This is a genomic window from Sinomonas sp. ASV322 (assembly GCF_030908245.1).
Taxonomy (GTDB): domain Bacteria; phylum Actinomycetota; class Actinomycetes; order Actinomycetales; family Micrococcaceae; genus Sinomonas.
In genome coordinates, this window is sequence record NZ_JAVFJJ010000006.1 from 99,198 (window position 1) to 113,832 (window position 14,635).

A 14,635-nucleotide genomic window follows, 5' to 3' on the forward strand; every position below is an offset into this window, starting at 1 on the left:
GCAACAACGTGTTCATCGCTACGCACTCATCGGATGGGGACTCATCGGGTTTCCATCAGATTTCTGACCCGCTTTCAGCTTGGACGGTGACCGTGCGGGCGGGGGCCTGCACGGCGGAGCCTACGAAGGCGTCGACCGCCGTGTGGTCCGCGGCACCCCTAAAGGCGCGCTGGAACGCGCGGCGTTTGACGGCTTGCGTCAGGCATACCTGATCGGGATGCAGCCAAGCACCTCGTCCAGGCAGTCGGCGGCGCGGATCGACGATGACGCGTTGAGGGTCATCGGGGTCCCGCACCAACCGGAGCAGTTCTGTCCGGGGCGCAGTCCGACGGCATCCGATGCAGGTTCGCAGTGGTTCGGCTTTGCTCCGCACGTTCCGCTGCCCCTGGGTCTGTTTCTCGCCGTCGGGCGCACGCCCGGACCTGTCTATTCTATAGCCCGCGTGGGAGGACGCGAAAAACAGGCTCCTCGCCGTGTTCGCCCGCGGAACCTCTCCGCTTACCCGGCCGTGTCCGACGCGATATCGATGCGCCACCCCGTGAGCTTCGCGGCGAGGCGGGCGTTCTGCCCCTCCTTGCCGATGGCGAGCGAAAGCTGATAGTCCGGCACGAGGACGCGCGCGGAACGTGCTCCCTCGTCGACGATGCTCACGGACTTCACCTTGGCAGGCGAGAGCGCGTTGGCGATGAAGGATGCGGGGTCGTCGCTGTAGTCGACGATGTCGATCTTCTCGTCGTTGAGCTCGGTCATGACGGCACGGACCCGGGAGCCCATCTCGCCGATGCATGCGCCCTTCGCGTTGACGCCCGGGACGTTGGCTCGCACCGCGATCTTCGTGCGGTGGCCGGCCTCGCGGGCAATTGCGACGATCTCGACGCTGCGGTCCGCGATCTCGGGCACCTCGAGCTCGAAGAGCTTCTTGACGAGGCCGGGGTGCGAACGGGACAGCGTGATCGACGGCCCCTTGACGCCGCGATGCACGTCGACGACGTAGGCGCGGATGCGGTTGCCGTGGAGATACTGCTCGCCGGGAACCTGCTCCGGCGGAGGAAGGAGTGCCTCGACGGCCCCGAGGTTGACCTGGACCATGTGCGGGTTGCTGCCCTGCTGGATCTGGCCGGCGATGAGCTCGCCTTCGCGCCCCTTGAACTCGCCGAGCACGTTGTCGTCCTCGACGTCCCGGAGACGCTGGAGGATGACTTGGCGCGCGGTCGTCGCGGCGATCCGGCCGAAGCCTTCGGGCGTGTCGTCGAACTCGCCGATCGGGTTGCCCTCTTCGTCGATCTCAGTTGCCCAGATCGTGACGTGCCCGCTCTTGCGGTCAACCTCCGCCCGGGCCTGATCGATCGCCCCCGGCGACTTGTGGTACGCGAGAAGGAGTGCCTGCTCGATCGTGGGGATGAGCTTCTCGACCGGAATGTCGCGCTCTCGCTCCAGCAGGCGCAGCGCGCTCATGTCGATGTCCACTAGGCCTCCTCGGCGTCGGTGTCGGTGTGCATGTCGGATTCGGTATCGGACTCAGTGTCGGCTCCGAACGCCGCGAAGGCGTCTTCGGGGATCTCGTCAACGCGGGCGAACTCGACTTCTACCCGACCGCTGCGAATGCGGGAGAACGGGAGTGCCACCGGTTCGCCCTGCTTGGGCTTGACCCCCTTGGGTGCCGGTAGATCCGGGACCAGGGTCACGCCGTCGTCCGTCACGTGGGTAAGGCGACCGGTGACGTTCTCACCTTGGATCACGTTGACTTTGACGAGGCGACCACGGGCGCGGTGCCAATGCCGCGGTTCCGTGAGCGGGCGGGCGATGCCGGGCGACGACACCTCGAGGTCGTATGGCCGATTGTCTGCGAACGTGCCCGCGGTCCCGTCGAGGACGTCCGACAGCTCGCGCGAGATCTCGGCGATCACGTCGAGGCCGACGCCGCCGGTTTCTTCCTGGGGCAAGTCGACGACGACGTGCACGGTGCGGTGGGCCCCGGCAACTTTGACCGAGATGCCCTCGAGGAACAGGCGGTGGGCCTGCACCGTGGGTTCGAGCAGCGCATGAAGACGCGCTTCCTCAGCAGCGAACGGCGATCCAGTGGCCTCTCGGCTCGGACGCACGTCCTGCTCGGCAGGCTCGGACCGTGGCTCAGACATGCGAGTCCGCCTCCTTGTTCTTTCGAATGTGCTCTTAGCCTATCGGCTCGTGCGGGGGCGTGGTGGGCACATGCCGCGCTCGTGGGATGATCGAGCCCGTGACTTCCACCACCGCCCCTACCGAACCGTCTCCGGAAGAGGGCCCGGCACTAGAACATCGGCGTGGCCCCGACGCGCCCGAAGACCTCGGTTCCGCCAACGCCGAGGCCCCCGAGCCGGGGGCGGCTGAGCACTTGGTCCCGGAGAGCGGCGAGGTGGGCGCTGCGACCGACGACGCGCCGTCCGCCGCGGAAGCGCACGACGACGAACCCGCGCCTGGGCTGCCATCGAACGAAGTTGAGGAGGGCGGGGACTCCCCCGCCGAGGAAGCCGCCGAGACGGAAGGGCAGACGCAAGAAGCGGGCGAGCCTGCGGGCGAGGCCGAACCCGAGAACGACGCCGACGAGCCGCGCGCCGAGGATTCCGACTCCCCGACCGAGACTCAGAAAGAGTCCGCCGGATACGCGGCAGAGCACACCCCGGAAACGGGCATTCAGGGAGCTCCGACAGAGGTCAACGAGAGGCCTGAAGCCGAGGACGCAGGCGAGTCCCACGACGAGCAGGGCCCCGCCGGTCCTGCGAGCGACAACGAGGGCACCTCCGCGAGCGAAGCCGCCGACGAAACGCAGGAGGCCGCCCCGGAGGACCCCACGGCTGCCGAGCCCGCCTCGGCGCAGGAGCCCATGCCGACCGACGACGCCGACGCGCTCACCCCGGAAGCCGGCGCACAGGAAGCTCCGACGGAGGCCGACGAGGCCCTGGTGACCCAAGCCGAGGCCGCGGGCGAGTCCCACGAAGAGCAGGGCCCCGCCGGTCCCGCGAGCGACGACGAGGGCACCTCCGCTGGCGAAGCCGCCGACGAGACGCAGGAGGCCGCCCCGGAGGACCCCACGGCTTCCGAGCCCGCCTCGGCGGCGGAGCCCACGCCGGCCGTCGACGCCCAAGTGACCGCACCCGAAGCCGACGCCGCCTCGGCGACCGAGGCCGCGTCGACCGACGACACCCCAGTGAACGAACCCGAAACCGACGGTCCGGAAGCTCCGACGGAGGCCGACGACGCCCCCACGGCCGAGCCCGAAGCCGAACCCGAGGCACAGCCCGAGGCTGAGGCCGAGCCCGAGCCCGAACCCGAGGCACAGCCCGAGCCCGAGCCCGAGGTGGAGGGCGAGGCCGAGCCCGAGCCACAGCCCGAAGCCGAAGCCGAGCCCGAGGCACAGCCCGAAGCGGGACACGAGGCAGAGCCCCAGGTCGAGGCTGAGGCAGAGGGCGAGTCCCCCGAAGGTCCGGACTCGGCCGGCGCCACGAGCGACGAGCTGGACGCCGCCGCGCGCGAAACGACCGACGAGACACAAGAGCCTGCGCCTACCGAACTCCCGGCGGCCGAGCCCCGCCCGGCGGCGGAGGCCACGCCGACCGACGACGCCGACACGGCCAGCCCGGAAGCCGACGCTCAGGAACCTCCAGCTGAAGCCGACGACCGCCCCGAGGCAGAGCCCGGGACCGAGCCCGGGCCCGATGCCGAGGCCGGGGCAGAAGAGGGCGAGTCCCACGAAGAGCTGGGCCTCGCCAGCGCCACCGCCGATGGCCAGGACGCACTCGCAAGCGAACCGACCGACGAGACGCAAGAGGCCGCGCCCACAGAACCCGCTGTCAGCGAGTCCCCTGAAGCGCTCGACACATCCATCACCGAGGAAGTCACCGCCAAGGAAGCCGCCGAGGAAGCCGCCGAGGAAGCCGCCGAGCCGGAGGAGCCGGCCAAGCCTCAACAACCTGCCGACGCTCAACAACCGGCCGAGCCTCAACAACCTGCCGGGCCGGAGGAACCGGCCGAGCCGGGGGAACCAGCCGGGGAAAGGGAACCGGTCGGGCCCGAGAACGCCGCCCACGAGCCAGTTCCCGAAGCCACCGCGGCGCAGGCAGCCAACGCCACGCTCGTCGACTCCCTAGAACCCGAGTTCAAAGCCGAAGAACACGATCCTGACGGCCAGACCGTTGCTGCCGAAGCGCCGGGAGCCGAGGATTTCCTCGGCGAGGAGTCGCGCGGCGAAACGCAGGCCCATGAAGACACGCTGCCTGCCGCGACAGAGTCTGTCGAGCCAGAGCCCACCGTCCGAGAGCCTGCCGAGCACAAAGCCGAACTGTCGGACGGGCTCGAGGCCGCAGCCGACGCCGACAGCGCTCCAGACGTCGCGGAGGAAGCCCCCGAACTTGCGGCGGCACCCGTCGACACCCGGAGCGATGCGTTGGCCGCGGCCGACGAGCCAGGGTCCGTCGCTGCGACGACATCCGTCGAAACGGCACCGGCCGAAACGGCACCAGCCGAAACGGCACCGGCCCTGACGACCCCGACGGCGGCGACCCCGCCCGCGACTCCACGGGCCGCGATGACAAGGGCGGAGGTTCGCGCGGCAGCAGCGTCATCGCCGCGTCCGCGCCGGACGTGGCCGTTCTGGGTGCTCGGGGCCGCAACGCTCGCCGTGGGGGTGGGGAGCGCGACGTTTGTCTCGCTCCAGCCGGTTGCACCGAGCGATCCCAGCAAGAGCGAGGTCGCGCTGCGCACGGCAGAGCAGGACGCCACGCAGCTCGCAGGGCTCGCGCGGGCAGCATCCCGGGGCGCGACCCCTCGCGTTCAGTCGGCGCTCGCCGCGACGGCGACCCTGCTCGACCGCCAGGCCGCGGTCCTCTCGACGCGAACGGGCGGACCGTCGTCGTCGGCGTCGGGGGCATCGGGAGGCCGCACAAGCACGGCGGACGCCCGGACGACCACGCCCCCGGCAGGCGCGGCCGACGTCGTCTCGCGCCTTGCAGCAAGCATCGAGGTGCGCCTCGCGGCCCTTCAGGACGTGGACGGCCCCACCGCGACGGTCCTCGCGTCGCTCGCGGCGGGACAGTCGCTGCAGGCGGAAAGCCTCTCCGTGGCTGCTGGTCTCACCCCGCAGTCACCCGCCAAGCCGGTGGCGGGCACGTCCGGGAGCCCATCAGCCAGCCAGTCTGCTCAGAGCCCCTGCCCGACTCCAACCCCTGCGCCGTCGCCTGCGCAACCTGCGGCGTCGTCCGGGTCGACGCTCACCTTCGGCGGCGCGCTCGCGAACGTCGAGCGCGCCGAGACGGCCGCAGCCTACGTCCTCGAAGCGGCCCTGGCCCACACCCCGGCGTCGTCCTCTGATGCCACGGCCCGCGAACAGGCCCTCGAGGCGCACCGCCATCAGCTCGACGGCATCGACGCCCTCGCGGCGGCGTCCTGCCTCGCCCTCCCGCCGCGCGAAGCGGGCTTTGCGGTCCCCGCCGAGTTCGCGGCGAACCCGAATCCGACACTCACTGCCGTCGCCCGCTCCGCCGAGGACTCGTGGGCCCAACTCGTGGGTGCCGCGCCCGCCCAGCGTCGTCGCGACGCCGCGAAGGGACTCGTCACCGCGTCGCGCCTCGCGGGCGACATCGGGGCCTTCCCGGGGCTGCCGTCCGCGGAACAGGCCGCAGGGCAGCCGACGGGCCAATGAGGCTAGGCTTGCTTCGCTGGAAGGGTGCCGAGCGGAGTGCCACAGTGGAGGCATGACCACGGAAAGCACCACGGGCCTGCACCCAGAACCGCAGGGAACCGACATCGCGGCAAAGCTCAACTGGCTCCGGGCCGGGGTGCTGGGTGCGAACGACGGCATCGTCTCCGTCGCCGCCGTCGTCGTCGGTGTTGCCGGCGTCACGACGAACAACGGGCCGATTCTTGCGGCAGGCATGGCCGCGCTCGTGGGCGGCGCGATCTCGATGGCCCTCGGCGAATACGTGTCGGTGAGCAGCCAGAGGGACAGCCAGCGCCACCTCATCGCGAAGGAACGCGAGGAGCTCAAGGAGCAGCCCGAAGAAGAGTTCGAAGAGCTCGTGAACCTCTATCAGCGCAAGGGGCTGTCGCGAGGCCTCGCGACGCAGGTGGCCGAGGAGCTCACAGCGAAGGACGCGCTCCGGGCACATCTCGACATCGAGCTGGGCATCGATCCGGATGAGATCGTGAGCCCATGGCACGCCGCCTTCGCCTCGGCCATCTCGTTCCTGTGCGGCGCCGTCCTCCCCCTGATCGCGATCCTCCTTCTTCCCGAGGCCATCCGCGTTCCCATCACGTTCGCCGTCGTCCTCATCGCTCTCGCGCTCACCGGCGCGCTCGGGGCGTGGATCGGCGGCGGCTCGCGGACGTGGGCTTCGATCCGCGTCGTGGCGGGCGGCGCGCTCGCCCTCGCGGCGACATTCGCGCTGGGCAGCCTGCTCGGAACCACAGGTATCGCCTAAGCTGCATTTCTGTGAGTGCGGTCATCGCGCCTGAAGACTTGGTCCGGCGGTTTTCCCGCACGGCCGCCGGTCGGTCGTGGCTCGATTCGCTCCCTGACCGCATCGAACAGTGCCTCCGCAGGTGGGGGCTGCGGCTCGACGAGGACTCAGCGGGTCCGTGGTCGGGCTTCGGCTCCATGGTCGTTGCAGTGGCACGCGGCACCGAGCCGCTCGTCCTCAAGCTCGCCTATCCGTATCCGGAGGCGTCCTCAGAGCCGGTTGCGCTCCGCCTGTGGGATGGCGACGGTGCCGTGCGCCTCGTGGACGACGACGGCGACGGCGCGCTCCTGCTCGAACGGCTCGACGGCGGGCGGCGGCTTCAGGACGTTCCGTTCCCCGAGGCCACGGCGGTGTGGGGCGACGTGGTCCGGCGGCTGTCGATCCCCGAGGACGACCGCCCCGCGTGGGCGGCTCTCGACCGGATCGACGCACGGGCGGAACGCTGGAGCGACGAGCTGCCCGAACGCTGGACGCGGCTCGATCGTCCCTTCCCGCGGTGGCTCCTCGAGGCGGCGCTCGACGTGTGCGCCACGCGCGGCGTCGTGGGCCGCCGGGGCGGCGTCGACGTCCTCGTTCATACGGATCTGCACGGAATGAACGTCCTCGGAACGTTCGACGCGGCTTCGGACGAGGGCTTCCGGGCCATCGATCCCCAGGCGGCGGTGGGCGAAGCGGAGTTCGCGGTGGCCCCGATGCTGTGGAACCGGCTTCCCGAGCTGCGGCGCGGCGATCCGTCGGAAGCCCTGCTCGAGCGCTGCCACGACCTCGCTTCGGCGGCGGGGATCGATCCGGAGGGGGCGCGCGAGTGGGCGGTTCTGCGCGAGGTCGAGAACGCGCTCTGGTACGCGGCCAAGCCGGACCACGAGGGGGATCTCGAGCGGTCGCTCTGGGTCGCGAGCGCGCTGTGCTCACGGCCGCTCCCGGGCCTTCCCGATGTGTGGGAGCTCAAGCGCCTCGGCTGAGTGTCAGAGGCCCTCAGTTGCCGCGAGCGCGTCCCGGACCGCCGCGAACGCGATGTCCGCGTCCTGGCCGTCCGAGGACCAGTTGGCGACGGAGATCCGGAGGACCGCGCGCCCGTGCCAGCGGGATCCGCTCATCCACACTCGCCCGTCCCGCACGAGATAATCCGCGACCGCCTGGGTTCGCTCACCGGACCCGAACGCGAGCGTCACCTGGCTGAAGACGACGTCGTTGAGCACCTCCGCGCCCGGGAGCTCGCCGATCCGACGCGCGAGCTCGGAGGCGTGGGCGGCAAGGCCCGCGACGAGCGCGTCGACGCCCGAGCGGCCCAGCGAGCGGAGCGCGGCCCACACGGGAACGCCCCGGGCGCGTCGGGACAGCTCGGGAACCTTCTCAAATGGGTCGCCCGGGCCGTGGTCTCCGTGGGCGTCGTGGACGAGATAGTCGGCGTGCAGGCCGAGCGCACGCCGGAGGGCGACGGCGTCCTGGCACACGACGATCCCGCAGTCGTAGGGGACGTTGAGATTCTTGTGCGCGTCCGTTGCCCACGAGTCGGCCTGCTCGGCCCCGCGCATGAGCGGCCGCGTCGCGGCGGACGCCGCGGCCCACAGGCCGAACGCGCCGTCGACGTGCACCCACGCGCCGTGCGTCCGGGCCACGTCGATGGCCTCGGGGAAGGGGTCGAACGCGCCCGAATGGAGGTTGCCAGCCTGAAGGCAGACGACGGCGGGGCCCTCCCCCCGATCGAGCGCCGCGGCGAGTGCCTCGGGCCGGATGCGTCCCTGCGCGTCGGCGGCCACGGACTCCGGCGCCCCGAGCCCGAGCATGCGCAGCGCCATGTCGATCGAATCGTGCCTCTCCGCGCCCACGAAGACCCGGACCCGCGGCCCGCCCGCGAGACCGCGCTCGTTGAGGTCCCAGCCCGCACGCTCGAGCACGCGCCATCTGGCGGCCGCAAGTCCGCTGAAGTTGGCCATGCTCGCGCCCGTCGTGAAGCCCACATCGGCTCGCGCTGGGAGACCAAGCAGCTTGACGACCCAGCGCGCCGCAGCCTCTTCGGCCGCGGCGGTGGCGGGGGTCGCAAAGCGCAGGCCCGTGTTCTGGTCCCACGCGCTCACGAGCCAGTCGGCGGCCATGGCCGCGGGGAGCGTCCCGCCGATGACCCAGCCGTAGAACCGGCCCGACGGCATGGCCATGAGGCCCGGCGCCGCGGCGGCGGCGAGGAGGTCCACCGTGTCGGCGGGATCGAGGCCGGCCTCCGGCAACTCGTCACCGAACGCCTCGGCGAGCTCGTCCGCCGTCGTCAGCGGACCGACGTGACGTGATGGAATGCTCCCTAGCCAGCGTCGCGCGTGCTCCGCGGCGCGGTCCAAAGGTTCGTCGTAGTCCTCAGGGCGCAGCATGGCTGCATGCTACGCCGGGGCGCCCGTGGGGACAGAGGACGCGCTATGCGAAGTTCTCGTTCCACACGTCGAAGCCGAGCTTGACCGCGAGGGCCGCGACGACGGCGAGGAAGACCCAGCGGATGAACCTGTTCCCGCGGGAGACGGCCATGCGGGCTCCCACGTAGCCGCCGCACATGTTGGCGGCGCCGAGCACGAGCCCGAGCCCCCAGAGCAGGGCGCCATTGGGTGCGAACAGCAGGAGCGCACCGATGTTCGTCGCCATGTTGACGATCTTCGCCTTCGCGCTCGCCTCAAGGAACGCGTAGCCCATGCCGGACACGAGCGCGATGACGAGGAAGGACCCGGTACCCGGCCCGATGAGCCCGTCGTAGAAGCCGATCGCGCCCCCAAGGCCGCACGCGGCCGCGAAATGGCGAGGGCCCTTGAGCCGCAGCTCGGTGTACTGCCCGAGCTGCGGCTTGACGATCGTGAAGATCGCGACGGCGACGATCGCCGCGAGAATGATCGGCTTGAACACGCGCGCGGGCAGGGCCGAGGCGAGCGCCGCCCCGCCGAACGCGCCGGCGAGGGCTACGAGGGCCATCGGGATGGCCGTGCGGAAGTCCGGCCGAACCCGCCGCGCATAGGTGGCCGCGCTCGTCGTCGTACCGAAGACCGAGCCCATCTTGTTCGTCGCGAGCGCGTGAACGGGCGTCATGCCCGGCAGCGCGAGCAGCGCGGGAAGCTGAATGAGCCCTCCCCCGCCCACGACGGCGTCGACCCACCCCGCGCAGAACCCCGCCACGATCACGAGGACCAGCGTCAGGAGGTCGATGGACTCAAGTCCCGAGGCCACTCGCGCTACGCCGTCACGAGGGCCGGCTACGCACCGCGCACGGCGGCCACGACGCGGTCCACGACGTCCGCGACGGGGACGTCCTCGGCCGTGCCCGAACGGCGGTCCTTGACCTCGAGCGTTCCCGTCGCGAGGCCCTTGCCTACCGCGATGATCGTCGGGACGCCGATGAGCTCGGCGTCGCCGAACTTGACGCCGGGCGAGACCTTCGGGCGATCGTCGAGCATGACGCTCAGGCCGCGCGCTTCGAGCTCGGCGGCGACGCGCTCGGCCTCGGCAAAGATCTCCTCGCCGCGGCCGACGGCGACGACGTGGACGTCCGCGGGCGCGACGCTGCGCGGCCAGATGAGCCCGCGGTCGTCGTGGTTCGACTCCGCGAGCGCCGCGACGGCGCGCGTCACGCCAATGCCGTAGGAGCCCATCGTGACCGTGACCTGCTTGCCGTTCGCGTCGAGGACCTTGAGTTCAAGGGCCTCGGCGTACTTCCGGCCGAGCTGGAAGATGTGGCCCATCTCGATGCCGCGGGCGATCTCGAGCAGGCCCGAGCCGTCCGGGGACTCGTCGCCGTCGCGCACCTCCGTGCACTCGATGACGCCGTCCCAGCCGAAGTCGCGCCCGGCGACGAGGCCGTAGACGTGCTTGCCGGGCTGGTTGGCGCCCGTGATCCACGAGGTGCCGGGGACGACGCGCGGATCGACGAGGTAGAGGAGACCCGACTTCCCGTCGAGGCCGAGGAGCGCGTCCTCGGGGTCGAGGCCCGGGCCGAGGTAGCCCTTGACGATGAGGGGCTGGGACTTGAGCTCGTCGTCGTTCGCTGCCTCGAGGCCGATCTCGCCGGCGACGGGCAGGAACGCGCCGATGTTCGCCTCGACGCGCTTGAGGTCGACGGCGCGATCCCCCGGGACGCCGATCACGACGAGCTGCTTTTCGCCCGTGGGAAGGGTCACGGACAGCACGACGTTCTTGAGCGTGTCCGAGGCCACCCAGGGGCGATCCGGGTTCGGGAACACGGTCTGCGAGGCCTCGACGAGGGTATCGATCGTCGGGGTGTCGGGGGTGTCGAGTACGCGCGCTTCGGGCGCGCCTGCGTAGTCGATCGAGGGCGGCACGACCGTCGTGACGGCCTCGACGTTCGCGGCGTAGCCGCCGGGCGAGCGGACGAACGTGTCCTCGCCGATCTCGGTCGGGTGGAGGAACTCCTCGCTCTTGGATCCGCCCATCGCCCCGGCCGTCGCCTTGACGGGGACGACCTCGAGCCCGAGCCGGTCGAAGATCCGCAGGTACGCCGCGCGGTGGGCGGCGTAGCTCGTGTCGAGGCCCTCGTCGTCGGCGTCGAACGAGTAGGAATCCTTCATGATGAACTCGCGGCCGCGCAGGAGCCCCGCGCGCGGGCGGGCCTCGTCGCGGTACTTGTTCTGGATCTGGTAGAGGCTCAGCGGGAGGTCCTTGTACGACGAGTACAGGTCCTTCACGAGGAGCGTGAACATCTCCTCGTGCGTCGGCGCGAGGAGGTAGTCGGCCTCCTTGCGGTCCTTGAGGCGGAAGATGCCCTCGCCGTACTCGGTCCATCGGTTGGTCGCCTCGTAGGGCTCCTTGGGCAGAAGCGCGGGGAAATGGACCTCTTGGGCGCCGATCGCGGCCATCTCCTCGCGGATGATCTGCTCGACCTTGCGCAGCACCGCGAGACCAAGCGGGAGCCACGTGTAGATGCCCGGCGCGGCGCGGCGGATGTAGCCGGCGCGCACGAGGAGCTTGTGGCTCGCCACCTCGGCGTCCGCCGGGTCCTCGCGCAGGGTTCGCAGGAACAGGGTCGAGAGTCGCAGGACCACGCGGGCATCCGTTCTGGCTGTGAGCCGTACAGGCTCGGGCAGGAAAAGGTCAGCTACCAATGTATCCCGTTGAATCGCGCTCAACAGTCTGTTGACTCGGATTCACCGCCGACCTAACCTAAATTCATCACGTGATGAATTAATCGCTCAAGGCACGGTTCGAAGAGCCAGGAGTCAGTCACATGTCTCGATCACCAGCCCACCTCGCAGGCCTTCCTTCCACCTCGACCGGCCCGTCGCCGGCCATCGAATCCGACGGCCTCGTCGTGCGGCTCCGCCGCACCGAGGTACTGCATGGCATCGGCTTCTCCGTTCCCGAGGGCCGTGTCACGGGCCTCCTCGGCCCCTCCGGGAGCGGCAAGAGCACCCTCATGCGCACGATCATGGGCGTCCAGCGCATCGCCTCCGGGACGCTCAGCGTCCTCGGCAGGCCCGCTGGAACCGCGTCCCTGCGCCCCGAGATCGGCTACATGACCCAGAACGCCGCCGTCTACGGCGATCTCACCGTCCTCGACAACGTCCGCTACTTCGCCGCGCTCCACGGCAAGAGCCGCGCCGCCGCACGCGAGGCGGTCGACGCCGTCGGCCTCACCGGCCTCGAGAGGCGCAAGGCCGTCGACCTCTCGGGAGGGCAGTTCAGCCGCGTGTCCCTCGCATGTGCGCTCGTGGGCCAGCCGAAGCTGCTCGTCCTCGACGAGCCCACCGTCGGCCTCGATCCCGTGCTGCGCGTCGACCTGTGGGAGCGCTTCCGGGCGCTGGCCGATCAGGGGACCACGCTCCTCGTCTCGAGCCACGTCATGGAGGAGGCGAGCCGCTGCGACACGCTCCTGCTCCTCCGGGAAGGACTCCTCGTCGGCCAGATGACCCCGGACGAGCTCCGCGAGCGCGGCCGGAGCCAAGACCTCGAGCAGGCCTTCCTCGGCATCATCCAGTCCGGCTCCAGCCGCGAGGAGAGTGTGGCATGAACCCCCGTATGCTCATGGCGACAACGGCCCGAGTCCTCAACCAGCTCCGGCACGACGAACGCAGCATCGCGCTGATCCTCGTCGTTCCGTCGGTGCTCCTCGCCGTCGTCTACTGGCTCTTCGAGAACGAGACGCTGCCCCCCGGGGTCCCGCATACGTTCAACCGCATCGGGCCGATCATGCTCGCGATCTTCCCCTTCGTGATCATGTTCCTCATCACGTCGATCACGATGCTGCGGGAGCGCACGTCCGGCACACTCGAGCGGCTCATGACGACGCCAATCCACAAAGCCGATCTCCTCTTCGGGTACGGGATCGCGTTCGCGGTCATGGCGGCCCTCCAGTCGGTCGTCGCGACGGGCGTGGCCTACTGGCTCTTCAATCTCGACATCAAGGGCTACGGCGGGCTCGTGGTGCTCGTCGCCGTCGTCAACGCCGTGCTCGGCGTGTCCCTCGGCCTGTTCTGCAGCGCGTTCGCGCGGACGGAGTTCCAGGCCGTCCAGTTCATGCCGGTCGTCGTCATCCCGCAGATCCTGCTGTGCGGACTCTTCGTGGCACGCGACCGCATGAACGACGTCTTCCACGCCATCTCCGACTGGATGCCGCTCACGTATTCGGTCAAGGCGCTCCAGGAGATCACGGCGAACACGGACCCGACCGCCGAGATGTGGCGCGACCTCTGGATCATGGCCGGCGTCCTGTTCGGCGTGCTCGTCCTCGCGTCGCTCACGCTGCGCCGGAAGTCGTCATGACGAGCGCCACATGATGGCTCGCCCGAAGGGGACGTCAGACCGCCGTGCTGCGATCGTCGACGCCGCGACCCGCCTCTTCGCGGACAAGGGGTACGACGGCGTGAGCCTCCGCGAAATCGCGCGCGAGGCAGGGGTCGACGCCGCCCTCGTGCACCACTACTTCGACGGCAAGGAATCGCTCTTCTCGGCGTCCGTCGCGCTGCCGATCGAGCCCGAGATGATCATCGGCGGGATCGAGAGTTTCGCCCTCGCCGACCGCGGACGCTTCGTGGCCCACGCGATCGTGCGGCTATGGGAGGGGCCTCAGCGCCACGCACTTGCCGCGTTCTTCCGCTCGACGATCAGTTCGACGACGCGCTCGCGGCTCCTCGCCGACGTCGCGCGTCGGCGGATCCTCGCACGGATCGCTGAGGGCATGCCGGGCGACCGCGCCGAACGCGACCTCCGGGTGTCGATGGCCGCGACGCAAGTGGTCGGCTTCATGATCGCGCGCTATATCGTGCGCCTCGAACCGCTCGCCTCCCTGCCCGCCGACGAGGCCGAGGCGCTCCTCGCCCCAGCCATCCAGCGGCACCTCACGGGCCCGCTGCCCTCGATCAGGCCGGAGCCCCCTGAGAGTCGAGTGCGGCGAACGTCGAGCTGACGAGGGCCGTGACCTTGTCGACCGACGACGGCGAATCAGCCCCGGGCGCCGCAAGGTTCACCGTCACCTCGGTCGATCCCTTGACCGCCGTGACGGAAAGCGTTGTCTGAGCGGTTCCGGCAGAATCGACAATTCCCACCGAGCCCATCGCCTTTGCCCCGGGGACGCTCACCTCCACGAGTTTGACCGAGGCATGCGCCGAAAAGCCGCCGATGCGCATCGTCACGTCCGAGCAGATCGAAGCGACGCTCGCATCCACCGGGAGCAGGCGCTCGAGCGCTTCGACCGATGGAAAGCTCACGACGTGGACGGTAAGCGAACGGGACGAGTTGGACCGGTCCGAGGCGAGCATCCCCAGGTTTGCCTCCGACACGACCTTCGACATGTCGGTCTGGAACACACGGGCGCATGCCGGGGGCTGCACGTCGAGCAGCTTCATGGCCTCCTTGGCCTGAGGGATGATCTTGGCGAAGTCAGCCTGCCCGATGACCTGCCCGGTGATCCCCTGGTCGGCCTTGACCTTCGTGAGGGCCGCCTGAATCGCTCGATCGGAGTAGACCGCCGGAGTCGGCGTCGGGCTTGGCGTCCGACTCGCCGTCGGGCTCTGAGCGGACGACGGCGCGTTCGCGCCTTCCTGAGCTCCTGGCGCCGAGCAGGCCGAAAGCGAAAGAACAGCGACGGCGAGAGCGGTTGCGAATAAGGACGCGGGGCGCAGAATGGCCACTTGAATCCCCCCAATTGTGACTACGGTGGC

13 protein-coding genes are annotated in these 14,635 nt (G+C 70.1%); 6 read left to right on the top strand and 7 right to left on the bottom strand.

The genetic code is table 11. From position 1 onward, the window contains the following. Positions 1-55: 55 nt before the first annotated feature. The 3 genes from RBS12_RS10390 to rimP are packed head-to-tail and all read right to left on the bottom strand — an operon-like array spanning position 56 to position 2,138. Positions 56-535 (bottom strand): YlxR family protein, encoded by a 480-nt coding sequence (locus RBS12_RS10390; RefSeq protein ID WP_307966022.1) that lies wholly within the window; start codon positions 533-535, stop codon positions 56-58. Continuing rightward, complete coding sequence (gene nusA / locus RBS12_RS10395; protein ID WP_307966023.1) at positions 499-1,467, bottom strand: transcription termination factor NusA; 969 nt, start codon at positions 1,465-1,467, stop codon at positions 499-501. Before nusA ends, RBS12_RS10390 begins: the two co-directional genes overlap by 37 nt. Then, on the bottom strand, positions 1,467-2,138 hold the full coding sequence (rimP, locus tag RBS12_RS10400; protein ID WP_307966024.1) for a ribosome maturation factor RimP: 672 nt from the start codon (positions 2,136-2,138) through the stop codon (positions 1,467-1,469). The genes nusA and rimP overlap by 1 nt, the downstream gene beginning before the upstream one ends. 98 nt (positions 2,139-2,236) lie before the next feature. On the opposite strand from rimP, the gene RBS12_RS10405 reads away from it, so the two are divergent. From RBS12_RS10405 to RBS12_RS10415, 3 genes are read left to right on the top strand one after another with little or no spacing between them, the layout of a single operon-like run. After that, positions 2,237-5,674: a hypothetical protein gene (locus RBS12_RS10405; protein ID WP_307966025.1), complete on the top strand. Its 3,438-nt coding sequence runs from the start codon at positions 2,237-2,239 to the stop codon at positions 5,672-5,674. Positions 5,675-5,726: 52 nt separating this feature from the next. Continuing rightward, a complete protein-coding gene (locus RBS12_RS10410) occupies positions 5,727-6,452 on the top strand; it encodes a VIT1/CCC1 transporter family protein (RefSeq protein ID WP_307966026.1) in 726 nt (241 codons plus the stop codon). 11 nt (positions 6,453-6,463) lie between these two features. Then, the gene (locus RBS12_RS10415; protein WP_307966027.1) at positions 6,464-7,453 is read left to right on the top strand and encodes an aminoglycoside phosphotransferase family protein; all 990 of its coding nucleotides are present in this window, start codon (positions 6,464-6,466) and stop codon (positions 7,451-7,453) included. A gap of 3 nt (positions 7,454-7,456) precedes the next feature. Here the strand turns inward: RBS12_RS10415 and RBS12_RS10420 are convergent, their stop codons facing one another. The 3 genes from RBS12_RS10420 to RBS12_RS10430 are packed head-to-tail and all read right to left on the bottom strand — an operon-like array spanning position 7,457 to position 11,521. Beyond that, complete coding sequence (locus RBS12_RS10420; RefSeq protein ID WP_307966028.1) at positions 7,457-8,854, bottom strand: aminotransferase class V-fold PLP-dependent enzyme; 1,398 nt, start codon at positions 8,852-8,854, stop codon at positions 7,457-7,459. A gap of 43 nt (positions 8,855-8,897) precedes the next feature. After that, positions 8,898-9,692 (bottom strand): TSUP family transporter, encoded by a 795-nt coding sequence (locus RBS12_RS10425; protein ID WP_307966029.1) that lies wholly within the window; start codon positions 9,690-9,692, stop codon positions 8,898-8,900. 26 nt (positions 9,693-9,718) lie between these two features. Next, complete coding sequence (locus tag RBS12_RS10430) at positions 9,719-11,521, bottom strand: proline--tRNA ligase (RefSeq protein ID WP_307966030.1); 1,803 nt, start codon at positions 11,519-11,521, stop codon at positions 9,719-9,721. A gap of 182 nt (positions 11,522-11,703) precedes the next feature. Between RBS12_RS10430 and RBS12_RS10435 the strand changes: the two genes are divergently transcribed. Genes RBS12_RS10435 through RBS12_RS10445 form a run of 3 tightly spaced genes read left to right on the top strand, consistent with a single transcriptional unit; the run spans position 11,704 to position 13,881 of the window. Continuing rightward, positions 11,704-12,486 carry an ABC transporter ATP-binding protein gene (locus RBS12_RS10435; RefSeq protein WP_307966031.1) on the top strand — a complete coding sequence of 261 codons (783 nt, stop codon included), beginning with the start codon at positions 11,704-11,706 and terminating at the stop codon, positions 12,484-12,486. Then, positions 12,483-13,238 (top strand): ABC transporter permease, encoded by a 756-nt coding sequence (locus RBS12_RS10440; protein ID WP_307966032.1) that lies wholly within the window; start codon positions 12,483-12,485, stop codon positions 13,236-13,238. The genes RBS12_RS10435 and RBS12_RS10440 overlap by 4 nt, the downstream gene beginning before the upstream one ends. 10 nt (positions 13,239-13,248) lie before the next feature. Beyond that, entirely contained in the window at positions 13,249-13,881 is a 633-nt protein-coding gene (locus RBS12_RS10445) for a TetR family transcriptional regulator (protein ID WP_307966033.1), read from the top strand. On the opposite strand, the gene RBS12_RS10450 is transcribed toward RBS12_RS10445, so the two are convergent. Beyond that, on the bottom strand, positions 13,835-14,605 hold the full coding sequence (locus tag RBS12_RS10450; RefSeq protein ID WP_307966034.1) for a hypothetical protein: 771 nt from the start codon (positions 14,603-14,605) through the stop codon (positions 13,835-13,837). The genes RBS12_RS10445 and RBS12_RS10450 overlap by 47 nt on opposite strands. Positions 14,606-14,635 lie beyond the last annotated feature (30 nt).

Bases quoted from the DNA above. Each gene is read 5' to 3' on its own strand.
- RBS12_RS10445 (WP_307966033.1), top strand. From the start codon at position 13,249: ATGATGGCTCGCCCGAAGGGGACGTCAGACCGCCGTGCTGCGATCGTC.
- rimP (WP_307966024.1), bottom strand. From the start codon at position 2,138: ATGTCTGAGCCACGGTCCGAGCCTGCCGAGCAGGACGTGCGTCCGAGC.
- RBS12_RS10420 (WP_307966028.1), bottom strand. From the start codon at position 8,854: ATGCTGCGCCCTGAGGACTACGACGAACCTTTGGACCGCGCCGCGGAG.
- RBS12_RS10435 (WP_307966031.1), top strand. From the start codon at position 11,704: ATGTCTCGATCACCAGCCCACCTCGCAGGCCTTCCTTCCACCTCGACC.
- RBS12_RS10440 (WP_307966032.1), top strand. From the start codon at position 12,483: ATGAACCCCCGTATGCTCATGGCGACAACGGCCCGAGTCCTCAACCAG.
- RBS12_RS10410 (WP_307966026.1), top strand. From the start codon at position 5,727: ATGACCACGGAAAGCACCACGGGCCTGCACCCAGAACCGCAGGGAACC.